The 24793-nt window shown below is 67.3% G+C and carries 23 protein-coding genes and 1 pseudogene; 12 read left to right on the top strand and 12 right to left on the bottom strand.

Annotation, left to right across the window (positions count from 1 at the left end; genetic code table 11):
* The first annotated feature begins 2 nt into the window (after positions 1 to 2).
* On the top strand, positions 3 to 437 hold the full coding sequence (locus tag AB9O74_RS06540; RefSeq protein WP_176987932.1) for a PepSY domain-containing protein: 435 nt from the start codon (positions 3 to 5) through the stop codon (positions 435 to 437).
* Positions 438 to 519: 82 nt separating this feature from the next.
* Here the strand turns inward: AB9O74_RS06540 and AB9O74_RS06535 are convergent, their stop codons facing one another.
* The 3 genes from AB9O74_RS06535 to AB9O74_RS06525 form a co-directional block, all read right to left on the bottom strand.
* On the bottom strand, positions 520 to 1026 hold the full coding sequence (locus AB9O74_RS06535) for a hypothetical protein (protein WP_176987933.1): 507 nt from the start codon (positions 1024 to 1026) through the stop codon (positions 520 to 522).
* A 98-nt stretch (positions 1027 to 1124) separates the two neighbouring features.
* Positions 1125 to 2336, bottom strand: coding sequence for an NAD(P)/FAD-dependent oxidoreductase (locus AB9O74_RS06530; protein WP_369348800.1), 1212 nt, complete (start codon positions 2334 to 2336; stop codon positions 1125 to 1127).
* Positions 2337 to 2343: 7 nt separating this feature from the next.
* Positions 2344 to 2838: a lipocalin family protein gene (locus AB9O74_RS06525; RefSeq protein ID WP_369348799.1), complete on the bottom strand. Its 495-nt coding sequence runs from the start codon at positions 2836 to 2838 to the stop codon at positions 2344 to 2346.
* A gap of 182 nt (positions 2839 to 3020) precedes the next feature.
* Between AB9O74_RS06525 and AB9O74_RS06520 the strand changes: the two genes are divergently transcribed.
* Both AB9O74_RS06520 and AB9O74_RS06515 read left to right on the top strand, forming a co-directional pair.
* Positions 3021 to 3269 (top strand): hypothetical protein, encoded by a 249-nt coding sequence (locus tag AB9O74_RS06520; RefSeq protein ID WP_176987936.1) that lies wholly within the window; start codon positions 3021 to 3023, stop codon positions 3267 to 3269.
* A gap of 117 nt (positions 3270 to 3386) precedes the next feature.
* Positions 3387 to 5801, top strand: a complete 2415-nt coding sequence (locus AB9O74_RS06515) for a DUF3772 domain-containing protein (protein ID WP_346488655.1) — start codon at positions 3387 to 3389, stop codon at positions 5799 to 5801.
* 193 nt (positions 5802 to 5994) lie between these two features.
* Here the strand turns inward: AB9O74_RS06515 and AB9O74_RS06510 are convergent, their stop codons facing one another.
* Both AB9O74_RS06510 and AB9O74_RS06505 read right to left on the bottom strand, forming a co-directional pair.
* Entirely contained in the window at positions 5995 to 8097 is a 2103-nt protein-coding gene (locus AB9O74_RS06510; RefSeq protein ID WP_346477890.1) for a phosphoglycerol transferase I, read from the bottom strand.
* A 285-nt stretch (positions 8098 to 8382) separates the two neighbouring features.
* Positions 8383 to 10038: pseudogene (locus AB9O74_RS06505) on the bottom strand (ABC1 kinase family protein); the annotation flags it as partial.
* A gap of 165 nt (positions 10039 to 10203) precedes the next feature.
* Here AB9O74_RS06505 and AB9O74_RS06500 point away from each other — a divergent pair.
* Positions 10204 to 11115, top strand: coding sequence for a DUF808 domain-containing protein (locus AB9O74_RS06500; RefSeq protein WP_176987939.1), 912 nt, complete (start codon positions 10204 to 10206; stop codon positions 11113 to 11115).
* Between the two features lie 12 nt (positions 11116 to 11127).
* On the opposite strand, the gene AB9O74_RS06495 is transcribed toward AB9O74_RS06500, so the two are convergent.
* Genes AB9O74_RS06495 through AB9O74_RS06485 form a run of 3 tightly spaced genes read right to left on the bottom strand, consistent with a single transcriptional unit; the run spans position 11128 to position 13933 of the window.
* Positions 11128 to 11787, bottom strand: coding sequence for a hypothetical protein (locus AB9O74_RS06495; RefSeq protein ID WP_346488657.1), 660 nt, complete (start codon positions 11785 to 11787; stop codon positions 11128 to 11130).
* On the bottom strand, positions 11774 to 12310 hold the full coding sequence (locus AB9O74_RS06490; protein ID WP_369348921.1) for an RNA polymerase sigma factor: 537 nt from the start codon (positions 12308 to 12310) through the stop codon (positions 11774 to 11776). Before AB9O74_RS06490 ends, AB9O74_RS06495 begins: the two co-directional genes overlap by 14 nt.
* Positions 12311 to 12367: 57 nt before the next feature.
* Complete coding sequence (locus AB9O74_RS06485; RefSeq protein ID WP_369348798.1) at positions 12368 to 13933, bottom strand: GGDEF domain-containing protein; 1566 nt, start codon at positions 13931 to 13933, stop codon at positions 12368 to 12370.
* A gap of 133 nt (positions 13934 to 14066) precedes the next feature.
* On the opposite strand from AB9O74_RS06485, the gene AB9O74_RS06480 reads away from it, so the two are divergent.
* The 5 genes from AB9O74_RS06480 (at position 14067) to AB9O74_RS06460 (ending at position 19282) form a co-directional block, all read left to right on the top strand.
* Positions 14067 to 14705: an NAD-dependent dehydratase gene (locus AB9O74_RS06480; RefSeq protein ID WP_369348797.1), complete on the top strand. Its 639-nt coding sequence runs from the start codon at positions 14067 to 14069 to the stop codon at positions 14703 to 14705.
* Positions 14706 to 14776: 71 nt separating this feature from the next.
* Positions 14777 to 15655: a tryptophan 2,3-dioxygenase gene (locus AB9O74_RS06475; protein ID WP_369348796.1), complete on the top strand. Its 879-nt coding sequence runs from the start codon at positions 14777 to 14779 to the stop codon at positions 15653 to 15655.
* Positions 15656 to 15898: 243 nt separating this feature from the next.
* A complete protein-coding gene (locus AB9O74_RS06470) occupies positions 15899 to 17401 on the top strand; it encodes an oligopeptide:H+ symporter (protein WP_346488660.1) in 1503 nt (500 codons plus the stop codon).
* 8 nt (positions 17402 to 17409) lie between these two features.
* Positions 17410 to 18018, top strand: a complete 609-nt coding sequence (locus AB9O74_RS06465) for a thioredoxin family protein (protein WP_176987945.1) — start codon at positions 17410 to 17412, stop codon at positions 18016 to 18018.
* A 121-nt stretch (positions 18019 to 18139) separates the two neighbouring features.
* Positions 18140 to 19282 carry a hypothetical protein gene (locus AB9O74_RS06460; RefSeq protein ID WP_369348795.1) on the top strand — a complete coding sequence of 381 codons (1143 nt, stop codon included), beginning with the start codon at positions 18140 to 18142 and terminating at the stop codon, positions 19280 to 19282.
* Between the two features lie 82 nt (positions 19283 to 19364).
* Here AB9O74_RS06460 and AB9O74_RS06455 read toward each other — a convergent pair whose 3' ends face one another.
* A complete protein-coding gene (locus AB9O74_RS06455; RefSeq protein WP_369348794.1) occupies positions 19365 to 19856 on the bottom strand; it encodes a MarR family winged helix-turn-helix transcriptional regulator in 492 nt (163 codons plus the stop codon).
* A 127-nt stretch (positions 19857 to 19983) separates the two neighbouring features.
* On the opposite strand from AB9O74_RS06455, the gene hppD reads away from it, so the two are divergent.
* Positions 19984 to 21099 carry a 4-hydroxyphenylpyruvate dioxygenase gene (hppD, locus tag AB9O74_RS06450; protein ID WP_176987948.1) on the top strand — a complete coding sequence of 372 codons (1116 nt, stop codon included), beginning with the start codon at positions 19984 to 19986 and terminating at the stop codon, positions 21097 to 21099.
* A 106-nt stretch (positions 21100 to 21205) separates the two neighbouring features.
* A complete protein-coding gene (gene hmgA, locus AB9O74_RS06445) occupies positions 21206 to 22507 on the top strand; it encodes a homogentisate 1,2-dioxygenase (RefSeq protein ID WP_369348793.1) in 1302 nt (433 codons plus the stop codon).
* A gap of 9 nt (positions 22508 to 22516) precedes the next feature.
* On the opposite strand, the gene AB9O74_RS06440 is transcribed toward hmgA, so the two are convergent.
* The 3 genes from AB9O74_RS06440 to AB9O74_RS06430 all read right to left on the bottom strand — a co-directional run bounded on the left by AB9O74_RS06440 (position 22517) and on the right by AB9O74_RS06430 (position 23954).
* On the bottom strand, positions 22517 to 22747 hold the full coding sequence (locus AB9O74_RS06440) for a hypothetical protein (protein WP_346488665.1): 231 nt from the start codon (positions 22745 to 22747) through the stop codon (positions 22517 to 22519).
* A gap of 68 nt (positions 22748 to 22815) precedes the next feature.
* Complete coding sequence (locus AB9O74_RS06435; protein WP_369348792.1) at positions 22816 to 23283, bottom strand: hypothetical protein; 468 nt, start codon at positions 23281 to 23283, stop codon at positions 22816 to 22818.
* Between the two features lie 140 nt (positions 23284 to 23423).
* Complete coding sequence (locus tag AB9O74_RS06430; protein WP_369348791.1) at positions 23424 to 23954, bottom strand: hypothetical protein; 531 nt, start codon at positions 23952 to 23954, stop codon at positions 23424 to 23426.
* A 130-nt stretch (positions 23955 to 24084) separates the two neighbouring features.
* Between AB9O74_RS06430 and AB9O74_RS06425 the strand changes: the two genes are divergently transcribed.
* On the top strand, positions 24085 to 24693 hold the full coding sequence (locus AB9O74_RS06425) for a hypothetical protein (RefSeq protein ID WP_369348790.1): 609 nt from the start codon (positions 24085 to 24087) through the stop codon (positions 24691 to 24693).
* Positions 24694 to 24793 lie beyond the last annotated feature (100 nt).

The following is a 24793-nucleotide window of genomic DNA, read 5'->3' as shown; positions in this document are numbered from 1 at the left end:
CCATGAAGACGATGATTGCCGCAACCGCCCTGGCCGCCGCCCTGTTCGCCACCCCGGCCTTCGCCGCCAACCTCTCGGCCGCCCAGGTCCAGGCCAAGCTCAGCGCCGCCGGCTATACCCAGGTGCACGAGCTGGAGCACGACGATGGCGTGTGGGAAGCGGATGTGACCCGCAAGGACGGCAGCGTCGATGAAGTGCTCATCGATGACACCAAGGGCGAGATCTTCGACCCGCGCGACGGCCGCGCGCTGCTGGATGCCGGGCAGATCCTGGCGCTGGCCGGCAAGGCCGGGTTGAAGCAGATCGACTCGCTCGAGCGCGATGGCGCCACCTGGACCCTGGATGCGCGCAATGCCCGCAACCAGCGCGTGGAAGTGCGCATGAGCGGTCACGACGGCCGCGTGCTGGCCAGCAAGCGCGATGGCTGGTGGGACTGATCCGGCCGCGCCACCGCGCGCTGGATGTACGAACGGCCGGGTTTCCCCGGCCGTCCGCGCACGTGCCTGAGGGCGGCAGCGCTTACCAGCGCGCCGGGTAATCCCAGTAGCCCGGGCCGCGGCCGTAGCCGCCGTAGCCATCGAACCCGTCGTAGCCGTAAGGGCCGAAGAAGCCGGGGCCCTTGCCCTCGCTCACCCGGATGTTGACGTTGACGTTGCGGGTGTTGCCCTCGTCCGTGGTGTAGTTCTTGCTCAGATTGAGCTCGGCCGCGTTGTAATGGCTGTTGCCGTAATTCTCGGAATAGCCGATGCCGGTGGTGAAGCTGCCGTTGACCCGCAGCTTGTCATCGGTCACGTGGGCGATCCCGTTGGCGGCCCGGTCGGTGGAACGCCGGCCGGTCCGGTCGCCGTAGAAGGTGCCCGGCGGATCGCCGCGCAGGGACTGATCGCTCAGGTACTGCAGCGGCGCATCGGGAATGCTCAGGTCCAGCCCGGTCGAGGACTGCGGGCCGGTGGCGCCTGCGGCTGACTGGGCCAGCGCCACGCCGGGCAGGGACAGGCACAGCAGCAGGGGAAGCAGGCGGATCATGAGAGGCTCCGGAGCAGACAGGCGGGACGGCCGACAGCGCTGACGCTAGCAGCCGTAGTTTGAATGATGCCTGTCATGGCGTGGGTTGCAAGGGGAACTCAGCGCAACCGGTCGAATCCGAACAGCTCGGCGAGCGGATGACGGCGCCGTTCGATGCGCGCGCGGAGCAGCCCGGCGCCGATCATCGAATAGGTGATGCCGTTGCCGCCGTAGGCCATCGCGAACAGCACGCGAGGGCCCCACTGCGCGTGCGGGCCAAAGAACGGCAGGCCATCGTGGGTCTCGGCGAAGGTGCCGCCCCAGGAGAACGCCGGCTGCAGCGGCAGGTGCGGGAACAGCTTCGCGGTCTTCCTGAGCAGCTTGCCGGTCTTGCTCTCCACCCGCCGGTCGCGCCGGGCCGGGAGATCGATGGCGTCGTCTTCACCACCGATCAGCAGCCGGTGGTCGCCGGTGCTCCGCAGGTACAGATACGGCCGCGCCGACTCCCAGGCCATGGTCTCGCGCAGCGGGCCGAGCAGGTCCGGGTGGATCGGATCGGTGATGAAGGCGTAGCTGCTGCGGTTGCGGGCCACCGAGGGCTTCAACCAGCGCTGCCCGGCATAGCCGGTGGCCAGCACCACGTGGCGGGCACGGATGCGCGCGCCGCCCAGGGTGGTCGCGGTGACGCCGCGCGGGGTCGGGGTGAGCGTATCCAGCACGGTGCGGTCGTAGACGCCGCAGCCGCGCTTGTGCAGCCGCATCAGCAGCCGATAGGTAAGTCGATAGGGGTCGATACGTGCAGCGAGTGCGCTGAGGATCGCGCCCGGTGCGCGGATGCCGTACTCGTCCGCGACCGCCTCGCTGTCCAGCCAACGCACATCGAAGCCATGCCTGGCCCGCAGCGCGCATTCCTCGGCCAGCACCGCCTGGTGGCCACGCTTGCTGGCGTAGTACAGGCTGGCCATGCGGTGGCAATCCACGTCGCGGAACGGTGCGGCGACCTCGCAGATGGCCGGGATCGCCTCGGCACAGGCCTGGTAGGCCTGCACGGCGGCGTCCTCGCCATAGCGCTGGGCGAGATCGATGAGATGGGTGTCGATCTCGTACTGCAGCAGTGCGGTGCTGGCCGCGGTGCTGCCCCAGCCGATATCGCGCTGTTCGATCAGGGCGACATCGTGGCCGTGCGCGCACAGCTCGTCGGCGATCAGCGCACCGCTGATGCCGCCGCCCACCACCAGCACCTCGCAGTTCAGATCGTTTTCCAGCGGTGGAAACGCATGCATCAGGCCGTTGCGCACGGCCCAGAACGGGTACCCGCTCTTCAGGTCCATTGAAGCCTCAGGCGGTGGGGTGGCCGGTATGCGGGGTCTGGATCAGCGCGCTCAGGTCGAAGCCCTGCAGGCGCGCCTGGGCGAGGTAGTGTTCCTGCGTGGTGCGGTCGAGCGTGGGGGTGCGCGAGAGCAGCCAGAGGAACTTGCGGTCCGGGCTGCCGACCAGCGAGACGTTGTAATCCGGTGCGATCTGGATCACCCAGTAGTCGCCCTTGGTGAAGGGCAGCCAGCGCAGCCCCTTGGGCAGGAAGCTGACCTCCAGCCGGGCCGGGTCGTTGTCCACCGGGCAGGCTTCGCCGTCGGCTTCTTCGATCTCGTTGCCCATGCGGCAGCGGTTGAGCACGGCCACATGGCCGTTGTCCTTCAGGCTGTAATGCGCGGAGACATCCGTACAGCCTTCCGGCTCGTGCTTCATCGGCAGGCGGGCGATCTCGTACCAGGTGCCCAGGTAACGCGGCAGCTTGAGGTCGGGAACGGTTTTCAGGTCGGGATGTGTGGTCATGGGGGACGGCTGGTGGGAGTGCGATCCCACGATGCCGGGGCCGCTGCCACGGCCGGGTGAAGCCGGGGCGAGTGCGGCGTCGAGACAGTCCGTTGTGGCCGCGTCATGTTCCGCTTCAGATGGCGGCGCTATGCTGGGCCCGAGCGCCGCGGGCGCTTCTTTCAACAGCGATGGAGATGCGGATGTACCAGGTGATTCTGCTCAAGAGCGAAACCGGCGTTGCCCGCCAGCAGCGGGAAACGGCCGACGATGTGATCGACCATGAGGGCGTGAGCTATACGCTGCGGGCCGGCCCGCGGCAGCCGCTGCCGACCGATCACGCCTGGGACGAGATCGCGGTGTACGCGCCCGAGGAGATCACCGAGGAGGAGTTCCAGGACTGGTATGCCCGCCTGCAGCCGCAGGTCGAAGAACTCCGCCTGAAGTACTGAGGGCCGCATACCTGTTCTGAACGGGGCCCGGTTTATAGTCGCGGGCAGGCGCGGTGGTCCGCGCGAACCGTTGGTGCTGGCGTGTCGCTTCGTCATTCTTCGTTTGTGGTGCGGTCGTTGTCGTGGCTGCTGTTGTTCGCCTGGCTGGGGGCCGCGCCGATCGCGCTGGCCCAGGCCGGTGATGCGGATCCGGACCCGGCCAAGCAGCTGGCCGAGGCCGAGAAGACCTTCCGGTCCATCAATGATGACCTGGAGGATGCGGCCACCACCGAGACGCTCAAGACGCTGTCCGACCGCGCCCTGTCCGTCCAGCGCGATGCGGATGGCCTGCAGACGGCGCTGGACCCGCAGCTGAAGCAGGTCGATGCGCGCCTGTCCCAGCTCGGTGAGGTCGCCGAAGGCACCGTCGAGCCGCCGGAAGTCAGCCGGCAGCGCAAGGCGCTGAACCAGCAGAAGGCCGACATCAACGCGCAGATCGCCCGCGCCAAGCTGCTCTCGGTGGATGCCAAGCAGCTCGGCGAGCGCATCGAGAAGATGCGGGTCACCCAGTTCAGCGAGCAGCTCACGCGCAAAGTCGCCTCGCCGTTGTCGCCGTCGCTGTGGCGCAGCTTCGCCAAGGATGTGCCGGACGACGTGCAGCGCCTGGCCATCCTGTATCGCATGGGTGAAGACGCCGCCCGCAAAGCCATCGCCAAACATGGCTGGACCGCGCCGCTGATCGGGCTGGCAGTGGCCCTGGTGATGTTCTTCCCGCTGCGGCTGTGGCTGCGCGCGCTGGGCCGGCGCTTCGCCGCCTCCGAGCGGGCGCCCGATGGACGTCTGCGCCGTTCCGGCCTGGCGGTGTGGCTGTTGCTGGTCGGCACGCTGCTGCCGGGCCTCGCCGCGGTAGCCCTGGTCGAGTCGCTGGATGCGATCGGGGCGATCCCGCCGCGCCTGCAGTCGGTGGCCGAGACGTTCGAAGTCGCCACCTTCGTCGCCGCCTTCATCGCCGCGCTCAGCGCCTGCCTGCTGGTGCCCAAGCGGCCCTCGTGGCGCCTGCTGTCGCTCGACGACAGCGCGGCCTGGCGCCTGCGCAAATACGCCTGGGGCGCGGCCGGCCTGACCTGGCTGAGCATCATGCTGGTCGCCCTCGACCGTGCGGCGCGTACCAGCGCGGTGACCACGGTGGCCGCGGACGGGTTGATGGCGGTGACCTATATGGCGCTGATCATCGCGATCCTCGTATCGCTGGCGCGCATGCACAACCGCCAGGCCGCCGAAGCCGCCGAAGCCGAAGCGCGGGCCGATCCCCGGGCCGGTGGCGATGGCAAGGTGCGGGGCGCGCCGCGCCGCAGCGGCTGGATCGTGCTGGCGCGCCTGGCCGGCCATATCGCCGTGGCAGCGGCGGTGATCGCCACGCTGTTGGGCTACCTCAACTTCGCCCTGTTCGTCGCCCAGCAGCTGATCTGGGGCGCGGTGGTGCTGATGGCCGTCTCGCTGCTGCTCAAGTTCGCCGACGACCTGGCCACCTGGGTGCTCGCGCCCAGCAGCCGTGCCGGGCAGACCATCGTGTTGACCACCGGGCTCAGCGAGTCGCGGGTGGAGCAGGCCGGCGTACTGCTCTCGGCGGTGCTACGCGTGGGCGTGATCGTGCTCGGCCTGCTGGCGCTGGCCGCACCGTTCGGCAACCTCAACGCGTTCCTCGGCGGGCTGGATTCGCTCACCGGTGGATTCAAGGTCGGCGAAGCGACGGTCACACCGAGCACGGTGATGTACGCCGTGCTGGTGTTCCTGGTGGTGTGGGCGGTGACGCAGGCGTTCCAGCGCTGGCTCAGCGATACCTACCTGCCCAAGACCGAACTGGACGCCGGCGCGCGCAACTCGATCAGCACGGTGACCCGCTACCTCGGCATCATCGCCGCGGTGCTGTGGGGCCTGACCGCGCTGGGGATCGGCTTCGAGAAGCTGGCGCTGGTGGTTAGCGCGCTGTCGGTGGGTATCGGTTTCGGCCTGCAGGCGATCACCCAGAACTTCGTGTCCGGCCTGATCCTGCTGGCCGAGCGGCCGGTCAAGATCGGCGACTGGGTCAAGCTGGGCGATCAGGAAGGCGACATCAAGCGGATCAGCGTGCGCTCGACCGAGATCCAGGTCGGCGACAAATCCACCTTGATCGTGCCGAACTCCGAGCTGATCACCAAGACCATCCGCAACATGACGATGGGCAACGCGCAGGGCCGGATCCAGATCCAGTTCTCGGTGCCGCTGAACACCGATGTGGCCGCGTTGCGCCAGATCCTGCTGGATGCGTACACCGAGCACCCGGGCGTGCTCAGCGATCCGGCGCCGTCGGTGTTCATCGACTCGATCGCCAACGGGCAGATCGCGATCAACAGCTTCGCCTACGTCTCCGGCCCACGGGCGGTATACGGAGCGCGCAGCGAGCTGTACTTCACGATGCTGCAGACGTTCGCCGCTGCCGGGATCGCGCTGTCCTCGCCGACGGATATCCATCTCGTGCGTGACCCGGCAGCGAAGCCCGACCCCGACGCGTAAGCAGGCCGGTAGGTACCGACCGCTGATCGGTATCGTCGCGATCGAGGTGTCGGTCGGTATCGTCGCGATCCAGGTAGTGCCGGCCGCTGGCCGGCAGCTGCACGATGCAGAGCGAATCGGGAGCCGGCCAGCGGCCGGCACTACCGATATCGACCGCCGACAGCCCCCCGATGTTGGCCGGGGAGGTGCCGGATCAGCCGCGGTTGCCGCGGCGCGACGGCACCAGCGCGAAGGTATCCACGGCGAGCTTCTCGGCATGGTTCAACCACGCCCGCACTTCCAGGTCATCGACCTCGTGGTCCAGGCCGAAGCTCAGGTTGATGCGGCCTTCGGCGTCCGGCTGCACCCACTGCTGGGCGACCACCACCTTGCGCTGCGACGACACCGCCTCGATCCAGAAGCCACGGTCCGGCGACTGCTTGGTCACCAGCTGCACCATGTACTGGCCGGCGCGGGTGCGGCGGCCCTTCTGCGTGATCATGTGGGCCTGGCGGATGCTCGGGCGCGGGCCGTTGAACGGATCCAGCGGGCCATCCACGGCCACGCCACCGCGCAGCTGGTCATCGCGGAACAGCTTGATGCCCTTGTCCTGGTTGACCAGCATCGCGCACCAGTCGCCATCGGCCGAGCCATCCTCGAAGGCGGTGCAGCGGTCGACGTAGGCCAGCGTATTGGACGGATCGGCGAGATCGAACTGCTTGGAGGTGTTCTCCAGGTAGACCGACTTCAGGTCCCAATGCTTGTCGTACTCCAGCAGCACCGGTGGCTGCACATGCTGCAGGCCGATCACCACCTGGTTGTCGTCATCGATGCGCAGCTGGCGGGTCTTGTCGCCCAGCCACAGCGAGCGCGAGAACGCCAGGTAACGCGGATAGTCCTTGCCGTTGTCGCGGAACACCGCGGCACTGGCACTGTCCGAACGTTCCGGGTGCAGCAGCGAGCGGCCGAAGCCGATCGAATCGATGGCCGGGTCGATCAGGCTCAGCAGGGTGGCGCCCGAGTCCAGCGTCGAGCCGGCCGGCGCGGCCAGCTGGCGCGGCGCGATGTCCTTGCCCAGGAACAGCAGCAGGTTCTCGCGGTCCTGCTTGGCCAGGATGTGGCTGAGATCGTTCGGCATGGCCAGGTGATCGGAGGCGATCACGATCAGCGTGTCCTCGCCATACGGGCTGGCCTGGATGCGATCGACCAGCTTGGCGATCAGCCCGTCGGTGCACTTCAGCGCATTAAGCATGCCGATGTTGCCGTGCTCGCTCTTGTAGCGGGTGCCTTTGCAGGCCACGGGCAGGTGGCCGGCGGGGTGATGGGTGTCCATCGTCAGCGTGGTCAGCATGAAGGGCTCGCCCTTGCGCGAGAGCTGCACGAAGCGGTCGTAGGCCTTGTCCAGCAGCACATCGTCATGCACGCCCCACGGCGAGAAATGCGCGCGGGTGACTTTCTGTTTCTTGAACCAGGCCAGGTCATCGACGGTATCGAAGCCGTGCGTGGCCAGGAACTGGCCCTTGCCGGCGAACTGGCCGTTGGCGCCGCCCAGGTAATGATTGGTGTAGCCCTGCTGCTTGAGGTAATCGCCCAGGCAGACCGCTTCGGGCAGGAAGCTGCCCATGCGGCCCATGCTGTTCTCATCTTCCTTGGCGGTGGTCAACGGCACGCCGCACATCGAGGAGACCAGGCCGGCGATGGTCCAGCCACCGCCTTCGGCCGAGACCAGCCCGCGCACGTCCAGCGACTGCGCGGCCAGCCGGTTGATGTTGGGCATCAGGTCCGGGAACGTTTCTTCATTGAGATAGGTGCGCTCCAGGCTTTCGCCGTAGATCCACACGATGTTGCGCGGCTTGGTCAGCGGCTGCGTCGGCACGCGGTACTCGGCCTTGACCATGCTGTAGTCGACCGGGCGCATCTGCTGGTACAGGCGCTGACCATCGCTGTAGAGCGGGCTCACCACGATGGCGACAAACCACATCGCCATGAAGCCGGCAAACACCGCCTTGCCATGCGCGGGGCGGTGCCGACGACGCAGGCGCGCCAGCAGCAAAGGGGTGAGTGAGACCAGAGCCAGTGCGATGAAGCCGGCGATGTAGTGCTTGAAGTCGGCGACGCCGGCGCCTTCCATGTCCGCGCCGAGGTGATACAGCGTGGCCGCGTTGAGACCGTCACCGGACAACTTGTTGATCAACCACCATGCACTGAGTGTCAGCAGCAGCAATGACATCAGGCTTGCCTTCCACCACACCCATTTATCAGATGCGAGGAACAGCCAGGTGAGCAGCAACAGCGACAGCAGCAGGATCCAGAGCATAAGCACTTTTGGCAGTGGAGACAGGTGGTGATGGACGCCATGACGACGCAGTTCCCATCCGACCGGCTGTCCCAACCACACATGCATGACAAGCCGATGACTCGATCATGCCTGCACGAACCTGACTGAAATGTTTGTTGAAAACGACATTCACCCTCACGCATCGCACTGCGATATGCGACGTAAAACGCGCGTGAAGAAGTGCGCGCGATGCTGCACCGCATCGCGCGTTTCTCCGTGCGTTTATATGCTCTGACTGAATGCGTGACGCACGTGGCAAGCGCGTCAACGGTGCCCGCGTTCTTCCTTCGAGCGCGCACGACGATCGAAGATCAACGCACTGAGGATGATGCCCAGCCCAAGGAACACGCCGATCAGCATCAGGGTGAATGCGATGGCGGGATAGCCGAACAGATGCCAGCCGGTATCGACCTTCATCATCATCGCGGCGGCAAGAATCAGTGCGGCGGTGACAATGCCGGCGGAGACGCGGTTGGCGATCTTCTGCAGGTTCTCCATCAGGCGTGATTCTTCCAGCCCGGTCACTTTCATCTGCAGGCGGTTCTCGGCAAGCAGCGCAAGGATGTCGGTCATCTTGCGCGGCCCATCGCGCAGCAGCTGCTGCATCTCCATGGCCTCGCTGGCGAGATTGGCAGCGGACAGGGATTTCTTCAGTCGCGCCCGCATCACGTGCTGCAGCTGTTTTTCCACGATGCGGCGGGTGTCCAGGTCCGGCGACAGCAGGCGGCACACGGTCTCCAGATTCAGCAGCGCCTTGCCGAGCAGGCTCAGCTCCGGCGGCGTCCGCAGGCCGCTGGCGGTGGCGATGCGCACCAGGTCCAGCACCACGCGGCCTTCGGAGAAGCTGCTGTTGGCGGCATAGCGCGCGATGATCTGCCCGGTCTCGCGCAGGTAACGTTCTTCATCGAAGAACTCGAGCCGCGTGCTGATGCCGATGATCTCATCGGCCACTTCCTCGCCACGTCCATCCACCGCAGCGAACAACAGTTTCAGCAGGCGTTCGCGCAGGCGCGGCGGCATGTGCGCGACCATGCCCAGGTCGAAGATCGCCAGGCGACCCGCCGGTGTGACGCGCAGGTTGCCCGGATGCGGATCGGCGTGGATCTCGCCATGCACGAAGATCTGGTCGACATACCCGCGGATCAGCGCGGCGGCGAGCGGCGCCATCGGCTGCTCGGTGCGGCGCACGTCGGGGATCATGTCCACGCGCACGCCCTGGGCCAGTTCCATGGTCAGCACGCGATGGCTGCAGTAATCCCAGATCGGCTGCGGTACCCACAGCGGCTTGAACGGCTTGAGGTGCTGGCCGAAGCGCTGCAGGTTCTCCGCTTCGGCCTGGTAGTCCAATTCCTGCATCAGGGTCTTGGCGAATTCATTGAGCCAGTCGCGCAGGCGTACGCGACGGCCGACCTGGGTAAGGTGGTCGGCGGCCAGCGCGAAGCTGCGCAGCACCTCCAGGTCCGAGCGCAGCTGCGCGGCGACCTCCGGCTTCTGCACTTTGACCGCCACCTGGCGTCCATCGTGCAGTTCGGCGCGGTGCACCTGGGCGATCGAGGCGCAGCCCAGCGGCACCGGATCGAAACTGGCGAACAGCTTGGATACCGAGGCCCCCAGCTCCTGTTCGATGATGGCCGCGACCCGCTCGACCGGGATCGGCGCGACGTTCTCCTGCATCCGTTCCAGCGCCGTGGCGAACTCCACCGGCACCATGTCGGGACGGGTGGAGAGCATCTGGCCCAGTTTGACGAAGGTCGGCCCCAGCGATTCCAGATCGGTGACGAACTGCTCCGGGTTGCCCTCCGGCGGCACATCGTGGACCGCGCGCGAATCCAGGTTCATGCCGGAAAACACCCCGGAATTACGGTAGCGCAACAGCAGGCGCAGGATCTGGCTGCGGCGGTTCATGCCCTTGACCAGCGACGGCGAACCGGGGACGACGGGCGTGGTATTCAAGCAGGACTCCGGGGCGACGATCACCGGCAGTGTGGCGGGGCGGCAGTGGTGGGCCGGTGAATCCGTGCCGGCTACCGCGAGAGGGGGCGGATCGGTCAGAATCGGCGCTCCTGCTTCCTCTTTGGATCCACCATGGCCGGTGCCAGTCTGTTCGCGTTGCTCGATGATATTGCGTCCCTGCTGGACGACGTGGCGGTGCTGACCAAGGTCGCGGCCAAGAAAACCGCCGGCGTGCTCGGCGACGATCTGGCGCTGAACGCACAGCAGGTGACCGGGGTCAGCGCCAACCGGGAGCTGCCGGTGGTGTGGGCGGTGGCGAAGGGCTCGCTGGTCAACAAGGCGATCCTGGTGCCCGCCGCGCTGGCGATCAGCGCGTGGCTGCCGTGGGCGATCACCCCGTTGATGATGATCGGTGGCGCGTTCCTCTGCTACGAGGGCGTGGAGAAGCTGGCGCACCGTTTCCTGCATTCGCGCGATGAGGACGAGCAGCGCAGGGCCGAGCGGGTCAAGGCGCTGGCCGATGAGAAGGTGGACATGGTCGCGTGGGAGAAGGACAAGGTGAAGGGCGCGATCCGCACCGACTTCATCCTCTCGGCCGAGATCATCGTGCTGTCGCTGGGCGTGGTCTCGAGCGCACCGTTCCTCAACCAGGTCACCGCCTTGGTGGTGATCGCACTGGCGATGACGGTGTTCGTCTACGGCCTGGTCGCCGGCATCGTCAAACTCGACGACCTGGGCCTGTACCTGTCGAACAAGGGCGCGGCGCTGGCCGCGATCGGCCGGGGCCTGCTGGTGGCCGCACCGTGGCTGATGAAGTTCCTCTCGGTGGCTGGTACCGCGGCGATGTTCCTGGTCGGTGGCGGCATCCTGGTGCACAGCATCGCGCCGCTGCACCACGCGATCCTGGCGATGGGCGGCGACGGCAGTTGGGGCTGGCTGATCAATGCGCTGGGCAACGTGATCGTCGGCGTGGTGATCGGTGCGGTGGTGCTGGGGGCAGTCACCGCGTTCCAGAAGCTGCGCGGGGCCAAGCCCGCGCACTGAGGCGCGGCCGGGTCAGGCCGTTTCCCACCCGCGCAGGGCGTCCAGCTCGGCGCGGGCACGGGCCAGCCGGCGGCCGGACAGCGCGTCGATCGCGCGTTGCAGCCACGGCGATGCCGGTGCGCGCTGGACCCAACGCCGGGCCAGGACCAGCGCGGCCAGCATGGCCAGCGTCCCGGCACCCAGCGAGACCAGCAGCCACGGGGCGGCGAACGCGCCCAGGTCCACCCCCCACGCCTGCCAGGCCACCAGCACCGGCACCGCGAGCCACAGCCAGCACCACGGCAGGCCGAGCAGCAGTTCGGTCACCGCCGTGTGCCGGCGCAGCGCGGCCAGCTGCTGCGATTGCTCCAGCACCGTCTGCGTCGGCTGCAGCTGCCGGCGGCGCTGCAGGCGGGTGATGCTGGCGATGATCACCGCGATGCAATAGGCATGCAGCGCCAGCGCGCTGAGCATCACTGCCAGCGGCGGTTGCTGCCACCACTGGCTGCCGCAGTACACCGCCAACCCCAGCCAGAACACCAGCTGCAGTCCCTGCCACAGGCTGAAGAGGCCCAGCTGGCGCTGGACGCTGCGTTGCCGATGGCTGCGCCACGCCGCCAGCGCGAAGGCCTCCTGCGCGTCAGTGGGGTTCCCGACGCTGTTCCACAGCTGCTTGAGTTCATCCGGTTGCATGGCGGGCTCCTCGGTCCGTGGGATTCAGGCGCGTGCGCAGCTGCTGGCGCAGGCGGTGCAGGCGGGTGGAGACGTTGGCGACGCTGATGCCCAGCACCTCGGCGATCTGGCGATGGTCGTGGTCGTCCAGGTGCAGCAGCATCAGCGCACGGTCCAGCGGCGGCAGTGCATGGATGGCGACCTCCAGCTGATGCAGGGCGTGGCGCTGTTCGGGCGGAAGCGCCTCGTCGGCCGCCGGCAGATCGTCATCCAGGGGCGCGTGGTGCTGCTGCCTGTGCTGCTGCCGCCGCCATTGCGAGATCGCCACGTTGAGTGACACCCGGTACAGCCAGGTCGAAAAGCGCGCCCGCGCCGGTTCGAAGCCTTCGAATGCCGCCCACGCCTGCACGCTGATCTCCTGGACCAGATCGAGCCGATCCTCGGGATGATGGCAGTAGCCGCGTGCCACGTTCAGCACGATGCCGCGGTGCTGCTCCAGCAGCGCGGCAAAGCGCGGGCGCAGGTCGGTGTCGCTTGCGGGCAGTGTCATGTCCATACCCGGGTGATTCGCGCCGGTGCGCGGAATATCACAGCCACGGGATCAGCCCGCCGGGGGTTCGGCCGCCTGCACGCGGTTCTTGCCGACCCGTTTGGCCGCATACAGCGCCGCATCGGCACGCCGCAGCAGCGCGTCCGCCGCTTCGCCCGGCTGCCATTGCGCCAGCCCGGCGCTGAAGTGCACCGGCACCCGCTGTCCATCCAGCGGCAGCGGCCGCTGCGCCAGCGAGCGCTGCAGGCGCAGCAGGGTGGACATGCTGTCCGCCGCCGGCGTTTCCGGCAGCAGCAGGACGAACTCATCTCCGCCCAGGCGTGCGATCGCATCGCTGCTGCGCAGGTGCAGCTGGCAGACCTCGACCAGGTGGCGCAGCACCGCATCGCCGCCGGCATGGCCGTGCAGCGTGTTGGTCTGGTGGAAATCGTCCAGGTCGAGCAGGGCCAGCGCCAGCGGATGGCCGTGGCGGGCGGCGCGCGCGCGTTCGCGCTCAAGCAGTTCGTCGAGCCCGCGCCGGTTGAGCGCACCGGTCAGCGGGTCGCTGCGGATCAACCCGGACACCTCGCGCAGCTCCTGCTCCAGCTCGGCGATGCGCTGTTCGGCCTGCTCCACTTCGCGGCGCGCGTTGCCGAGGTGGTCGCGCGCCTGCAGGGCCTGGTCCTGGACCCGGCCGGTATCCTGCAGGACGTCCTGCAGCAGCTGGTTGAGATCGGCGATGCTGCGCGCCTCCTTCAGGGCCAGCGCGTAACTGCTGATCCGGTCGTGGTATTCGCCGGTGCTGACCGCCATGCCGTCCAGGCGCTCGATGAAGCCGCCCATGACGTTCTTCATCGCCGCCTTGGATTCGACGATGCCCTGCTTGAGCAGGCCCTGCTTGTAGATCACTTCGCGCAGGTTGGCGCGTGCCTGTTCCACCGAGTCGCGATCGAGCGGGCCACCGATCAGCGAGCGCACCGCGTGCACCTGGCCGTGCAGCCAGCTGCTGTCATCGAGCAGCTCGCTGATGTTGTCCAGCAGCAGATCGAACAGGCTCAGCAGCAGCTCCTGCTGTTCCTGCCAGCCATCGCTGCGCACGCCGATCTGGTGCGACAGCTCGCGCAGCCGCAGTTCGATCGGCTGCAGCGGCTGGCCCGGATGCCAGTGGCGCAGTTCACCGGCCAGCTGCACCGGCTCCTCGCGCAGCTCGGGCATGTTCTGCAGCAGGCTGGCCACGGTCACCCCGACGGTGTGCCGCAGCAGCTCGCGCAGGCGCAGGCTGTCCGGCTGGCCGTCCGGTGTTTCCTGTTCGATGGTGCGGATGTACTTGTCGATCAGCTGGCGCATCGCGCGGCCGTAGCTGACCCAGTCGGCGCTGCGCTGCGCCGACTGCAGGCGCAGGCCCATGTCGCCCAGCTCGCCGGGGAGGGTGGACATGCCGTTGGCGAAGGCGGCCAGCAGCGGCTCGGGCGCATCGATGCCGGCGAACAGGCGCTGCAGCATCGCGCTGCTGCCGCCCTTGGGCCCGGGCGCCGGCTCGCTGGCGGTGTCCAGCACCGTGCCCGCGCTCTGCCGCCGCGACAGCAGCCGCCCGACGGCGGTACCGGGGCTGGGGGGAGCATCGTGCGGGTCCGTCATGCGGAAGGTCCTTGCAGGGCACGGCCAAGGGCCGGAGCGGTGGAGAGGTGGGAACAGTATCGGCGCAGTCGGGTCGGGCTTGAACCGGCCCTGCATGGCAGGATGGTAAGCACGGCAATGGCAGGAGCGTGCGATGAAGGTGATGCTGGTGGGAGCGACCGGACTGGTCGGCGGTCATGTGCTGCGGCAACTGCTGGACGACCCGCGCTGCGATGCGGTGGTGGCCCCGACCCGGCGGCCGGTGGGCGTCACCGATGCGGCGCTGCTCAATCCCGTGGTGGACTTCGCGCAGCTGCCGGCCGAGGCCGACTGGTGGGCGGTGGATGCCGTGATCTGCGCGCTCGGTACCACGATCAAGCAGGCCGGCAGCAAGGAAGCGTTTTCCCGGGTCGACCATGATTTCCCGCTGGCCGTGGCGCGGCGGGCGCGTGCCCAAGGCGCGCATGCCTTCGCGTTGAACTCGGCGATGGGCGCCGACGCGGGCTCGCGGATCTTCTACAACCAGGTCAAAGGGCGGCTGGAACACGACCTGCGGGACCTGGGCTATCCGTCGCTGACCCTGGTCCGCCCCGGGCTGATCGGAGGCGAGCGTGCCGAGCGGCGTACCGGCGAGCATCTGGCCAGTGTGGTGCTGGGCGTGCTGGGTCCGGTGCTGCCGCGCGCGTGGCGGATCAATCCAGCCGAGACCATTGCCGCCGCGCTGGTCGAGGCGGTGCTGGTGCCGACGCCCGGCGTCAGGATCGTGGGCTCGGCAGATCTGGCGGAGCGCTGAGCCGCTGACGGGCGGACGGGCGGCCACCCGGCCACTGCGCTACCCTTTCTGCCCCTCAAGCGGTCCCTGCCATGTCCGTCGACAAGAACCAACGCGATCTCGAAGCTGGTATCCATACCGATCTGGAGGGGCGGCTGACCTACGGCGGTTACCTGCGCCTGGACCAGCTGCTGTCGGCCCAGCAGCCGCTGTCCAACCCGGCGCACCACGACGAGATGCTGTTCATCATCCAGCACCAGACCTCGGAGCTGTGGCTGAAGCTGCTGGCGCACGAACTGCGCGCGGCGATCGGGTTCCTGCAGCGCGACGAGGTGTGGCAGTGCCGCAAGGTGCTGGCGCGCAGCAAGCAGGTGCTGCGCCAGCTGACCGAACAGTGGTCGGTACTGGAGACGTTGACGCCCTCCGAGTACATGGGCTTCCGCGACGTGCTGGGTCCGTCCTCGGGCTTCCAGTCGCTGCAGTACCGCTACATCGAATTCCTGCTGGGCAACAAGAACGCGCAGATGCTGCAGGTGTTCTCGCATGACCCGGCCGGCCAGGCCCAGCTGCAGGAGGTGCTCGATGCCCCCAGCCTGTACGAGGAGTTCCTGCGCTACCTGGCCCGCTTCGGCCATCCGGTCCCGGCCGGCTACCAGGGCCGCGACTGGCAGCAGCCGCACGTGGCCGACGATGCGCTGCACCCGGTGTTCGAGCGGATCTACCAGAACACCGACCGTTTCTGGCGCGAGTATTCGCTGTGCGAGGACCTGGTCGATCTGGAGACCGCCTTCCAGCTCTGGCGCTTCCGCCACATGCGTACGGTCATGCGGATCATCGGCTTCAAGCGCGGTACCGGCGGCTCCAGCGGGGTCGGCTTCCTGCGCCAGGCGCTGGAGCTGACCTTCTTCCCGGAGCTGTTCCAGGTGCGCACCACGATCCGCAACGACGATCCGATGCCGCCGGACGCCTGATCCGGCATCGACCGCAATAAGCCTATTCATATTTAGCGGCCCCATCCGCCGTACGGTGCGGCAGGCCCCGTCGTTGCTGCGCTGCCGGTCCCGGACCGGCAGTTGCAGATGCAAGTTCAGCGACCGTGCCGCCAGCGGCACACATCAGCGTGTATTTGACGTGAACGTGGTTGGTCTGGGATTCTCCCGCGCTGCTTTCGCACATCGGACGTGCATGTCTTCCACCGAACCCAGGAATCCCGCATGAGCGTAGACGCCGCCGCGAAATCCGTTCCCGATCCGGCGCTGCCGGAGTTCAAGACCACGCTGGGCCATCCGCGCCCGTTGTGGATGCTGTTCATGACCGAATTCTGGGAACGCTTTGCGTTCTACGGCATCCGTTGGGCCCTGGTGCTGTACATCGTCGCGCAGTTCTTCGACGGTGATTCGGCCGGCCAGGCCGCCGCCAGCCGGACCTACGGTGCCTATCTGGCGCTGGTCTACGCCGCCGCCATCTTCGGTGGCTACGTGGCCGATCGGGTACTGGGCTACCAACGCTCGATCCTGACCGGCGCGGTGATCATGGCCGCGGGCCTGTTCATGGTGGCCATGCCCAACAAGGAAATCTTCGAGCTGGGCCTGGCCACGATCATCATCGGCAACGGCCTGTTCAAGCCGAACATCTCCACCATGGTCGGCAAGCTGTACGGCCTGAAGGATGAGCGCCGCGATTCGGGCTTCACCATCTTCTACATGGGCATCAACATCGGCGCGATGATCGCCCCGGTGCTGACCCAGTACCTGGCCGAGCGCGTGTTCGGCACCCAGGCGATGCCGTCCTACAAGATGGTCTTCATCGCGTCGGGCATCGGCATGCTGATCAGCCTGGCCTGGTTCTACGTCGGCCGCGCCGGCCTGAAAGGCATCGGCGCCCCGCCCGCCGGTGCCGAGGGCTATGGCCGCATCGTGATGGTGTTCATCGGTGCGATCGTGGCGATCCCGATCGCGTTCTTCCTGCTCTCCACCGGCGCCACCGCGCTGGCCTGGATCCTGGGCGCGATGTTCATCGCGCTGGCGATCCTGCTGCTGGTCGAAGGCATCCGCGAAGGCAAGGTCCAGCGCGACCGCGTGATCGCGATGCTGATCATCTTCACCTTCAACGTGATGTTCTGGATGTTCTTCGAACAGGCCGGCAGCTCGTTCACCTTCCTGGCCGACAATATCGTCAACCGCAACCTGGGCGGCTGGGAATTCCCGACCGCCTGGTTCCAGTCGGTCAACTCGGTCGCGATCATCACCCTGGCGCCGATCATTGCCTGGATCTGGATCAAGCTGGGCCGCTCCAACCCGTCGATCCCGCGCAAGTTCGGCCTGGGCCTGCTGTTCAACGGTGCGGCGTTCGCGCTGCTGATGGTGGCCCTGTCGAGCATGGTCGTGGACGGCAAGATTCCGTTCTGGACGCTGTTCATGGTCTACGTCATCCAGTCCGTCGGTGAGCTGTGCCTGTCGCCGATCGGCCTGTCGATGGTGACCAAGCTGGCCCCGGTGCGCCTGGTCGGCTTCGGCATGGGCGGCTGGTTCCTGTCCACCGGCATCGGCAACAACATGTCCGGCATCTTTGCCGGCGTGGTCAGCGGCGAAGGCGGCATGACCGTGGAATCGGCGCTGAAGGGCTACACCTTCGGCTTCTGGGCGTTGATCATTTCCGGCGCGGTGCTGTTCCTGGTCGCCCCGCTGATCAACAAGCTGATGCACGGCGTCAAGTGAGGACTGCGATGCGCATGAAAGCCGTGGGGATGTCGATGATCGCGGCCGGCCTGCTGGCCGCCTGTTCGCCGTCGTCGGCGCCCAGCACTGCACCTGCGCAGCCGCTGGATACCTCCGAGCAGAAAGCCCCGGTCGCCGATCCCGGCGAACCGGTGGCCTCGGGCAACACCCCGGCCGCGGCGGACATCGCCGCGATCGCGGCGCTCAACGCCCAGTTCGATCCGGCGCGCGACCCGGTCGCCGACCTGGCTACGGCCAAGGTCGAAGCCCAGCGCGGCGGCAAGCGCATCATCGTGGACGTGGGCGGTGAGTGGTGCCCGTGGTGCCATCTGATGGACGGATTCATCGAAGGGGATGCGGAGATCCGCAGCTTCCGCGATGCGAACTACGTCTGGATGAAGGTCAACTACAGCGAAGAGAACGAGAACGCGGCCTTCCTGTCGCAGTTCCCGGCCGTGAAAGGCTACCCGCACCTGTTCGTGCTCGATGCCGACGGCAAACTGCTGCACTCGCAGTTCACCGGCGAGCTGGAGGCCGACAAGGGGCAGAAGAAGGGCTACGACCGTGGCCGCTTCTTCGCCTTCATGAAGCAATGGGCACCCCCGAAGGCGTCGTGATCGAAGAGGCCGCGGATTCCGCGGCCTTTTTTTTTGCCCTCAATTTCCGCGCCCTGCTGCCGCTACCCCCAAGGACCTCATGCCGCGCTGTTCGTGGCGGGCAACCGACGGAATTGGACGCATGCAGCCGGGCACCAGCGACAGCACCACCGATGTTTCCCTTGATGCGCCGGCCGGCGTGAGCCTGCCGCCGGTCGATGTCCTGCTCGACGACCAGACCGCGCCGGATGCGCTCGATGGCGAGGCCGGGACGCCGGCACCGGGCGCGATCCGCTACCGCCTGCCGATGGTCTCCGTGCCCGACAACGTGCTGCTCAAGGCCGCGGTGCAGAAGCTGGTGGAGCAGAAGGCGCAGCTGGATGCGCTGGCACGCCAGGGCAACCTGCCCGGCCTGATCCCGGCCGAGTGGCAGGGCAGCGGCATCCGCGGCGTGGACCTGCAGGGCTTCGTGCTGAGCGTGGTGCCGTTCCTGCAGAACGCCAGCAAGGATGAAACCGCCCAGGCACGCCTGCCGCTCAAGCACGTGCTCGGCGATGCCGGGCGCTGGGACCAGCACGACGTGGAGGAGCCCAGATCGCTGGCGTTCTTCCTGGCCAGCGATGATCGCGCCACTGCCGGCACGAAGGATCCTGCCGAGGTGTACCTGGTCGGCGCGCTCGGCCTGGCCTGGGCGCATGAAGGGCGCACCCGCCCGGGCTTCCTGCGCGCGATGGGGTACGACAGCATGGCCGCGCGCGTGCACCTGCTGCCGTATCCGGCGGCAGCGCAGCTGGCGCTGTACAGCGTCACCGCGCACGGGGTAACCCAGATCTGGTGCGTGCTGGACCGGCGCAAGGTGCGCCCGCTGCTGGCACCGTGGATCAGCGTGCCGCTGCTGACCGCGTACGGGGTGAACGCCCCGCAGACCTGGCCGACCAGTTTCCCGGCGGTGGAGGAGGTGGCCGCACTGCTGGCCGCCGCGCGGGGCGGCAAGGGGCCGGTCGAAGCGGACCTGGGCAAGGTGGCCGCCAAGGTCGCCCAGGACGCATCGGGCGAAGCGTGGATGCCGGTCAGCCTGCTCCAGGTCGGCACCTGGGCACCGCGCTGGCGCTACTTCATGGCCACCTTCATCGGCCTGCCGTCGCTGTTGCTGGTGGTCGCCGCGCTGGCCCTGCCGGGCGCGATCGAAGCCGCCGCCGTGGCCGCCTCGCTGGGTTTTGCCGGCGGCGCGATCGGTGCCCTGGCGGCGCCGTGGGTGCATGCACGGCGCAAGCACCTGAGCTGAGGCGCAACGGAGGCGCAACGACCAACGGTCGTTGCCTACCGGCATCGCGTAGGTACCCACCGTCGGTGGGTACGCCTTGCGATCAGCCCTCGTCCATCCGCTGCAGGCCTTCACCGGCCAGGCGCAGGATCAGCGTTTCCAGCATCTGCTCTTCCTCTTCGCTGAGCACGGACATCAGCTTGCGGGTGATGTCGATCACCAGCGGGGCGATGGTCTCGTACACCTCGAATCCGGCGGCCGACAGCGCCAGCACCGAACGGCGGCGGTCGTCGCCATGGGTTTCACGCTTGATGAAGCCCCGTTCGAGCAGTCTGGCCACGGCGCGGCTGACCGCGACCTTGTCCATCGCGGTGCGATCGGACACCTCGCTGGCCGACGAGCCCGGGTACAGCGCCAGGACCGTGATCACCCGCCACTCGGGGATCGCCAGGCCATACCGGTCCCCGTACAGCTTGGCGATATTGCCGCTGACCCGGTTGGACAGAACGCTCAGCCGGTACGGCAGGAACTGCTCCAGATCGAGCAGGGCGTGCGAGGCGCGGATGCTGTGACTGCTGGGATCGGGCGGGCTCATGCTGCGGTGCACCTTGATGGTGGTTTCATGTGAAACTATAACCTACGTTCCGGACTCCGCATTCTCGCGGGTCTGCCTTCCTACCGCACCTGGTTTTTTCCGATGCGGACTGCTTTGGAGCCACAGCATGACCAGCCAAACGAGCACCGCGTCCTACGCACCCGATCCGGGCATGCAGGTCACCACCTTCGAAAACCCGATGGGCATCGATGGTTTCGAGTTCGTCGAGTTCGCCGCCCCGGCCGGCCGTGGCGCGGAACTGCACGCGTATTTCCGCAAGATGGGCTTCACTGCGGTGCTGCGCCACAAGCAGCGCGCGATCACCGTCTACCGCCAGGGCGACGTGAATTTCCTGGTCAATGAAGAGCCGGATTCGTTCGCCTCGGACTTCGCCGAGAAGCACGGCCCCTGCGCCTGCGGTTTCGCGATCCGCTTCAAGAAGCCGGGCGACGAGGTCTACCAGATGGCGCTGGGCAACGGTGCCGAAGCGATCGACTTCAAGCCGGAGACCCGCGCCGTCGCCGCCCCGATCATCAAGGGCATCGGCGACTGCATGCTGTACCTGGTCGACCGCTACGGCGCCAACGGCAGCATGTTCGATACCGACTACGCGCCGATCGAAGGCGTCGACCCGCGGCCGAAGGGCTTCGGGCTGACCTTCATCGACCACCTGACCCACAACCTGTACTTCGGCAACATGCAGCAGTGGTCGGACTACTACGAGCGCCTGTTCAACTTCCGCGAGATCCGCTACTTCGACATCAAGGGCCTCAAGACCGGCCTGGTGTCCAAGGCGATGACCGCCCCGGACGGCATCGTGCGCATCCCGCTCAACGAATCCTCCGATCCGAAGAGCCAGATCAACGAATACCTCGACGCCTACAAGGGCGAGGGCATCCAGCACATCGCCTGCTTCACCGAGAACATCTACGAGACCGTGGAAGCGATGCGCGCCCAGGGCGTGGAATTCCTCGACACCCCGGACACGTATTTCGATGTGATCGACATGCGCGTGCCCAACCACGGTGAAGACGTGGCCCGACTGGCGAAGAACAAGATCCTGATCGACGCCGACCCGGAGACCCACCAGCGCAAGCTGCTGCAGATCTTCACCACCAACTGCATCGGGCCGATCTTCTTCGAGATCATCCAGCGCAAGGGCAACGAAGGTTTCGGCGAAGGCAACTTCACCGCGCTGTTCGAAAGCATCGAGCGCGACCAGATGAAGCGCGGCGTGCTGTAAGGCACTCGGCCGCCACCCGCGTTACGCTCCAACGGTGGCATCCGCGCCCGCGCGGGTGCCACCGGCTGTATTCCCTTGCCATCCACGCCTCCGGCGGAGCAGGACCATGAACAACCCGATGTCATCGCGCGGTTACCAGACCGGTTTCGGCAACGAGTTCGCCACCGAGGCGGTGCCCGGCGCACTGCCGGTAGGGCGGAACTCCCCGCAGCGTGTCGCCCATGGCCTGTATGCCGAGCAGCTGTCCGGTACGGCGTTCACCGCGCCGCGCGGCAGCAATCGCCGCAGTTGGGTGTACCGCATCCGCCCGGCGGTGACCCACGGTGAATTCACCCCCTTCATCCAGCCGCATCTGCACGGCGACTTCGCGCATGGCGCGGTCTCGCCCAACCAGCTGCGCTGGGATCCGTTGCCGCTGCCCAGCACGCCCACCGATTTCATCGAAGGGCTGTACACCATGGGGGGCAACGGCTCGCCGGACGCCCACGGCGGCGTCGGCATCCACCTGTATGCCGCCAACCGCGACATGCAGGGCCGCTATTTTTACAACGCCGATGGCGAGCTGCTGATCGTGCCGCAGCTCGGCCGCCTGCGCCTGCTCACCGAGCTCGGCGTGATCGAGATCGAGCCGCAGCAGATCGCGGTGATCCCGCGTGGCGTGCGCTTCCGTGTCGAACTGCCCGATGGCGACGCGCGCGGCTATGTCTGCGAGAACTTCGGCGCGCTGCTGAAGCTGCCGGACCTGGGCCCGATCGGCTCCAACGGCCTGGCCAATCCGCGCGATTTCGAGACCCCGCATGCGGCGTTCGAGAACATCGACGGGGCGTTCGAACTGGTCGCCAAGTTCGAGGGCCAGCTGTGGCGCGCGGACATCGATCATTCGCCGCTGGACGTGGTCGCCTGGCACGGCAACTACGCGCCGTACCGCTACGACCTGCGCCGCTTCAACACGATCGGCTCGATCAGCCACGACCATCCCGATCCCTCGATCTTCCTCGTGCTGCATTCGCCCAGCGACACGCCGGGCACCAGCAACATGGACTTCGCGATCTTCCCGCCGCGCTGGCTGGTCGCGCAGGACACGTTCCGCCCGCCGTGGTTCCACCGCAACATCGCCAGCGAGTTCATGGGCCTGATCCATGGTGCCTACGATGCGAAGGCGGAAGGCTTCGTGCCGGGTGGTGCCTCGCTGCACAACTGCATGAGCGGCCACGGCCCGGACGCGGCGACCTTCGAGAAGGCCTCCGCGGCCGACCTGAGCCGGCCGGACGTGATCAAGGACACGATGGCCTTCATGTTCGAAACCCGCGGCGTGATCCGTCCGACCGCCCAGGCGATGGAGGCGGCGCACCGCCAGCGCGGGTATCAGCAGTGCTGGCAGGGGTTGAAGGCGAATTTTGCTGGGTAGAGCGGATGCTCAGATGCCGTCCGAGTGGCGGCGGGTCGGCAACACGCGGTCAATGTGAACGTCGTTGCCCGTGCGTTGGTAGGCGATCAGATAGCGTCCATCGCGCGTTGCATACAGAAACGTGCCTTTGATGGCATCGAGGCGATACAAGGCCGCGCCATCCAAGGCATCACCTTCGCTCTCAATCGCATTGTCGCGCGCGAGGGCTGCGGCAAACAGGTGCGGATCCGGCAGCGTCACGGCGCGCTCGAAAGCCGAAACGAGTTGTCTCGCTCGATCCTCGATGGCCTGCCGGCCCCACGCCACTGTCATTCCTTGGACGAGTGGCGCTTCAATGCCGTTTGCAACTGGTCACCGAGCCGCGTTTTCAGCGCCTCCATGTGCAGGTGTGCCTCTGTGCTGGACAGTGGCGGCCGTGGATCCGCGCGCGCTTCGGCCACCGCTTCACGGATGCGCTCCAGATAGGCCGAGTCTTCATGCAGCTGTTTCAGTGCGCGTGCCCGATCCGGTCGTGAGCGGCGCATGGGCTCGGCCCCCGCCGTCGCCGTGGCGTCCACGCGATAGCGTGTGATTCCCAGCTGGGCCAGCACACGTGCGGCCGCGTGGACGCCGGAGAACATGCGGGGCGTCCCATCTTTGGTGGCCAACGCGCGTTCGCTGTTCTCCAAGGCGAAGGTGACGACATAGCCACCCGGTTCCGCGGTCACCGTCGTTTCGCGCAGACTGCCGGCTTCAGCGAGTTCGCGGGCAGTCGCCAGTCTGATCGTATCGACCACGCTCGACTCCCAATTAACTGTTATTTGGGAATCATACATGGGTTAAACCTCGCCAGCGGATGTACCTTCATCGTTGCGCGGAGCCCTTCGCCACGTCCAATTCAACCTCTTCATCGAAACCGGATTCCCGCAATACCGTCTCAAACCACGGCGATCTGGAACCGGTCGGCGTGCTCCTTCGGCAGCACCTCCAGCAGCCGCTGCCGCACCCGTTCGGCATAGCCGGTGGAGGTCAGCCCGGGCAGCGCCTCGAGGGCGGCGTGCAGCGCGGCCATGACCGCGTCATCGCTGCGCGACTGCTGCAGGGTATGGAACAGCGCTGCCGCCTGCGGATGACGCTGCAGTTCCAGGATGTCCAGCAGGTAGATGCGGGCGGCGACCAGCGAGCGGCGGCGTTCGGTCACCGGCACCGGTGCCGCGGTCGGCATCACGCCAGGCGCGGGCGCGGCGGGCGTGACAACGGCGGCCTCCGCGACCGCACGCGACACCAGGTACCCGCTCTGGATCAGCTGGATCACCATCGCCGGAGTTTCCGGTCCGACCAGCTGGCCGAGCTGGACCAGGTCACGCTGGCCGTCGCACAGGATCAACAGCCGGCGCTGGCGCATGTCCAGGGGAGCACGGTGGGCCTGCAGGGCAATGCGGGCGAGATCGGTCTTCTGCGGTTGCATGGGGGCGGGGTCGATGCGGTGCAGGCCGAGCCTGAACGCGGCAGGTGAAACGCGGATGACAGCGAGCCCGTGCATGTCGCCCACACGGCCCTCGCGCTAGGCTGCGCCCATTCAACGGGAGGATGCAGGCATGAAACAGCTGGGACGCGTGATGGCACTGGGGATGGTGCTGGCCTTGGCGGCGTGCGGGCGCGCGCCGGAAACCCCGTCCAGCGATGCCGAGGCGGCCGTGCCTGCACCGGCGGCGGACACCGCACCCGCAGCGACCACCCCGTCGGCACCGGGCACGGCAACGCAGGGACCGGCGCGCCTGGATGGCTACGGCCCCGTGGCGCTGGGCAGCACGCTGGACGAGGTACGGGCGGCCTGGAAGGAACCGCTGCAGGGCGAGGTCGCCGACGACTACTGCCATGCGCTGCGGCCCGAAGGCGCGCAGGCCGAGGACGTGATCTTCATGATCGAAGGCAGGCGCCTGGTGCGCTATGACGTGCGCAATGATCGCATCGTCGCCCCGGGCGGGGGCAAGGTCGGCATGTCGCTCGGCCAGCTGCAGACGCTGTACCCGGACCGCGGCGACCTGACGCCGCACAAGTACGACGAGAAAGGCCACAACCTGCGCGTGCGCCCGGCGACCGAGGGCGGCGCACTGCTCAACTTCGAGATCAACGGTGATGGCAACGTCACCGCCTGGCGGGTCGGCAAGACCCCGCAGGTGGACTACGTGGAAGGCTGCTCCTGAGCCACCGGCACCGCCCCGGCCAAGGCGCCGGGGCGGGCCTTCACCGTTTGGCGTGGGCTGGCCCTAGAATCGGCTCACATCTGTCACCGGGGAGCACCAG

The organism is Stenotrophomonas sp. JAG2 (assembly GCF_041080745.1).
GTDB classification, from domain to species: Bacteria; Pseudomonadota; Gammaproteobacteria; order Xanthomonadales; family Xanthomonadaceae; genus Stenotrophomonas; species Stenotrophomonas maltophilia_AA.
The sequence above is the reverse complement of the archived record's forward strand: the minus strand, read 5'-3'. Positions and strand labels throughout refer to the sequence as shown.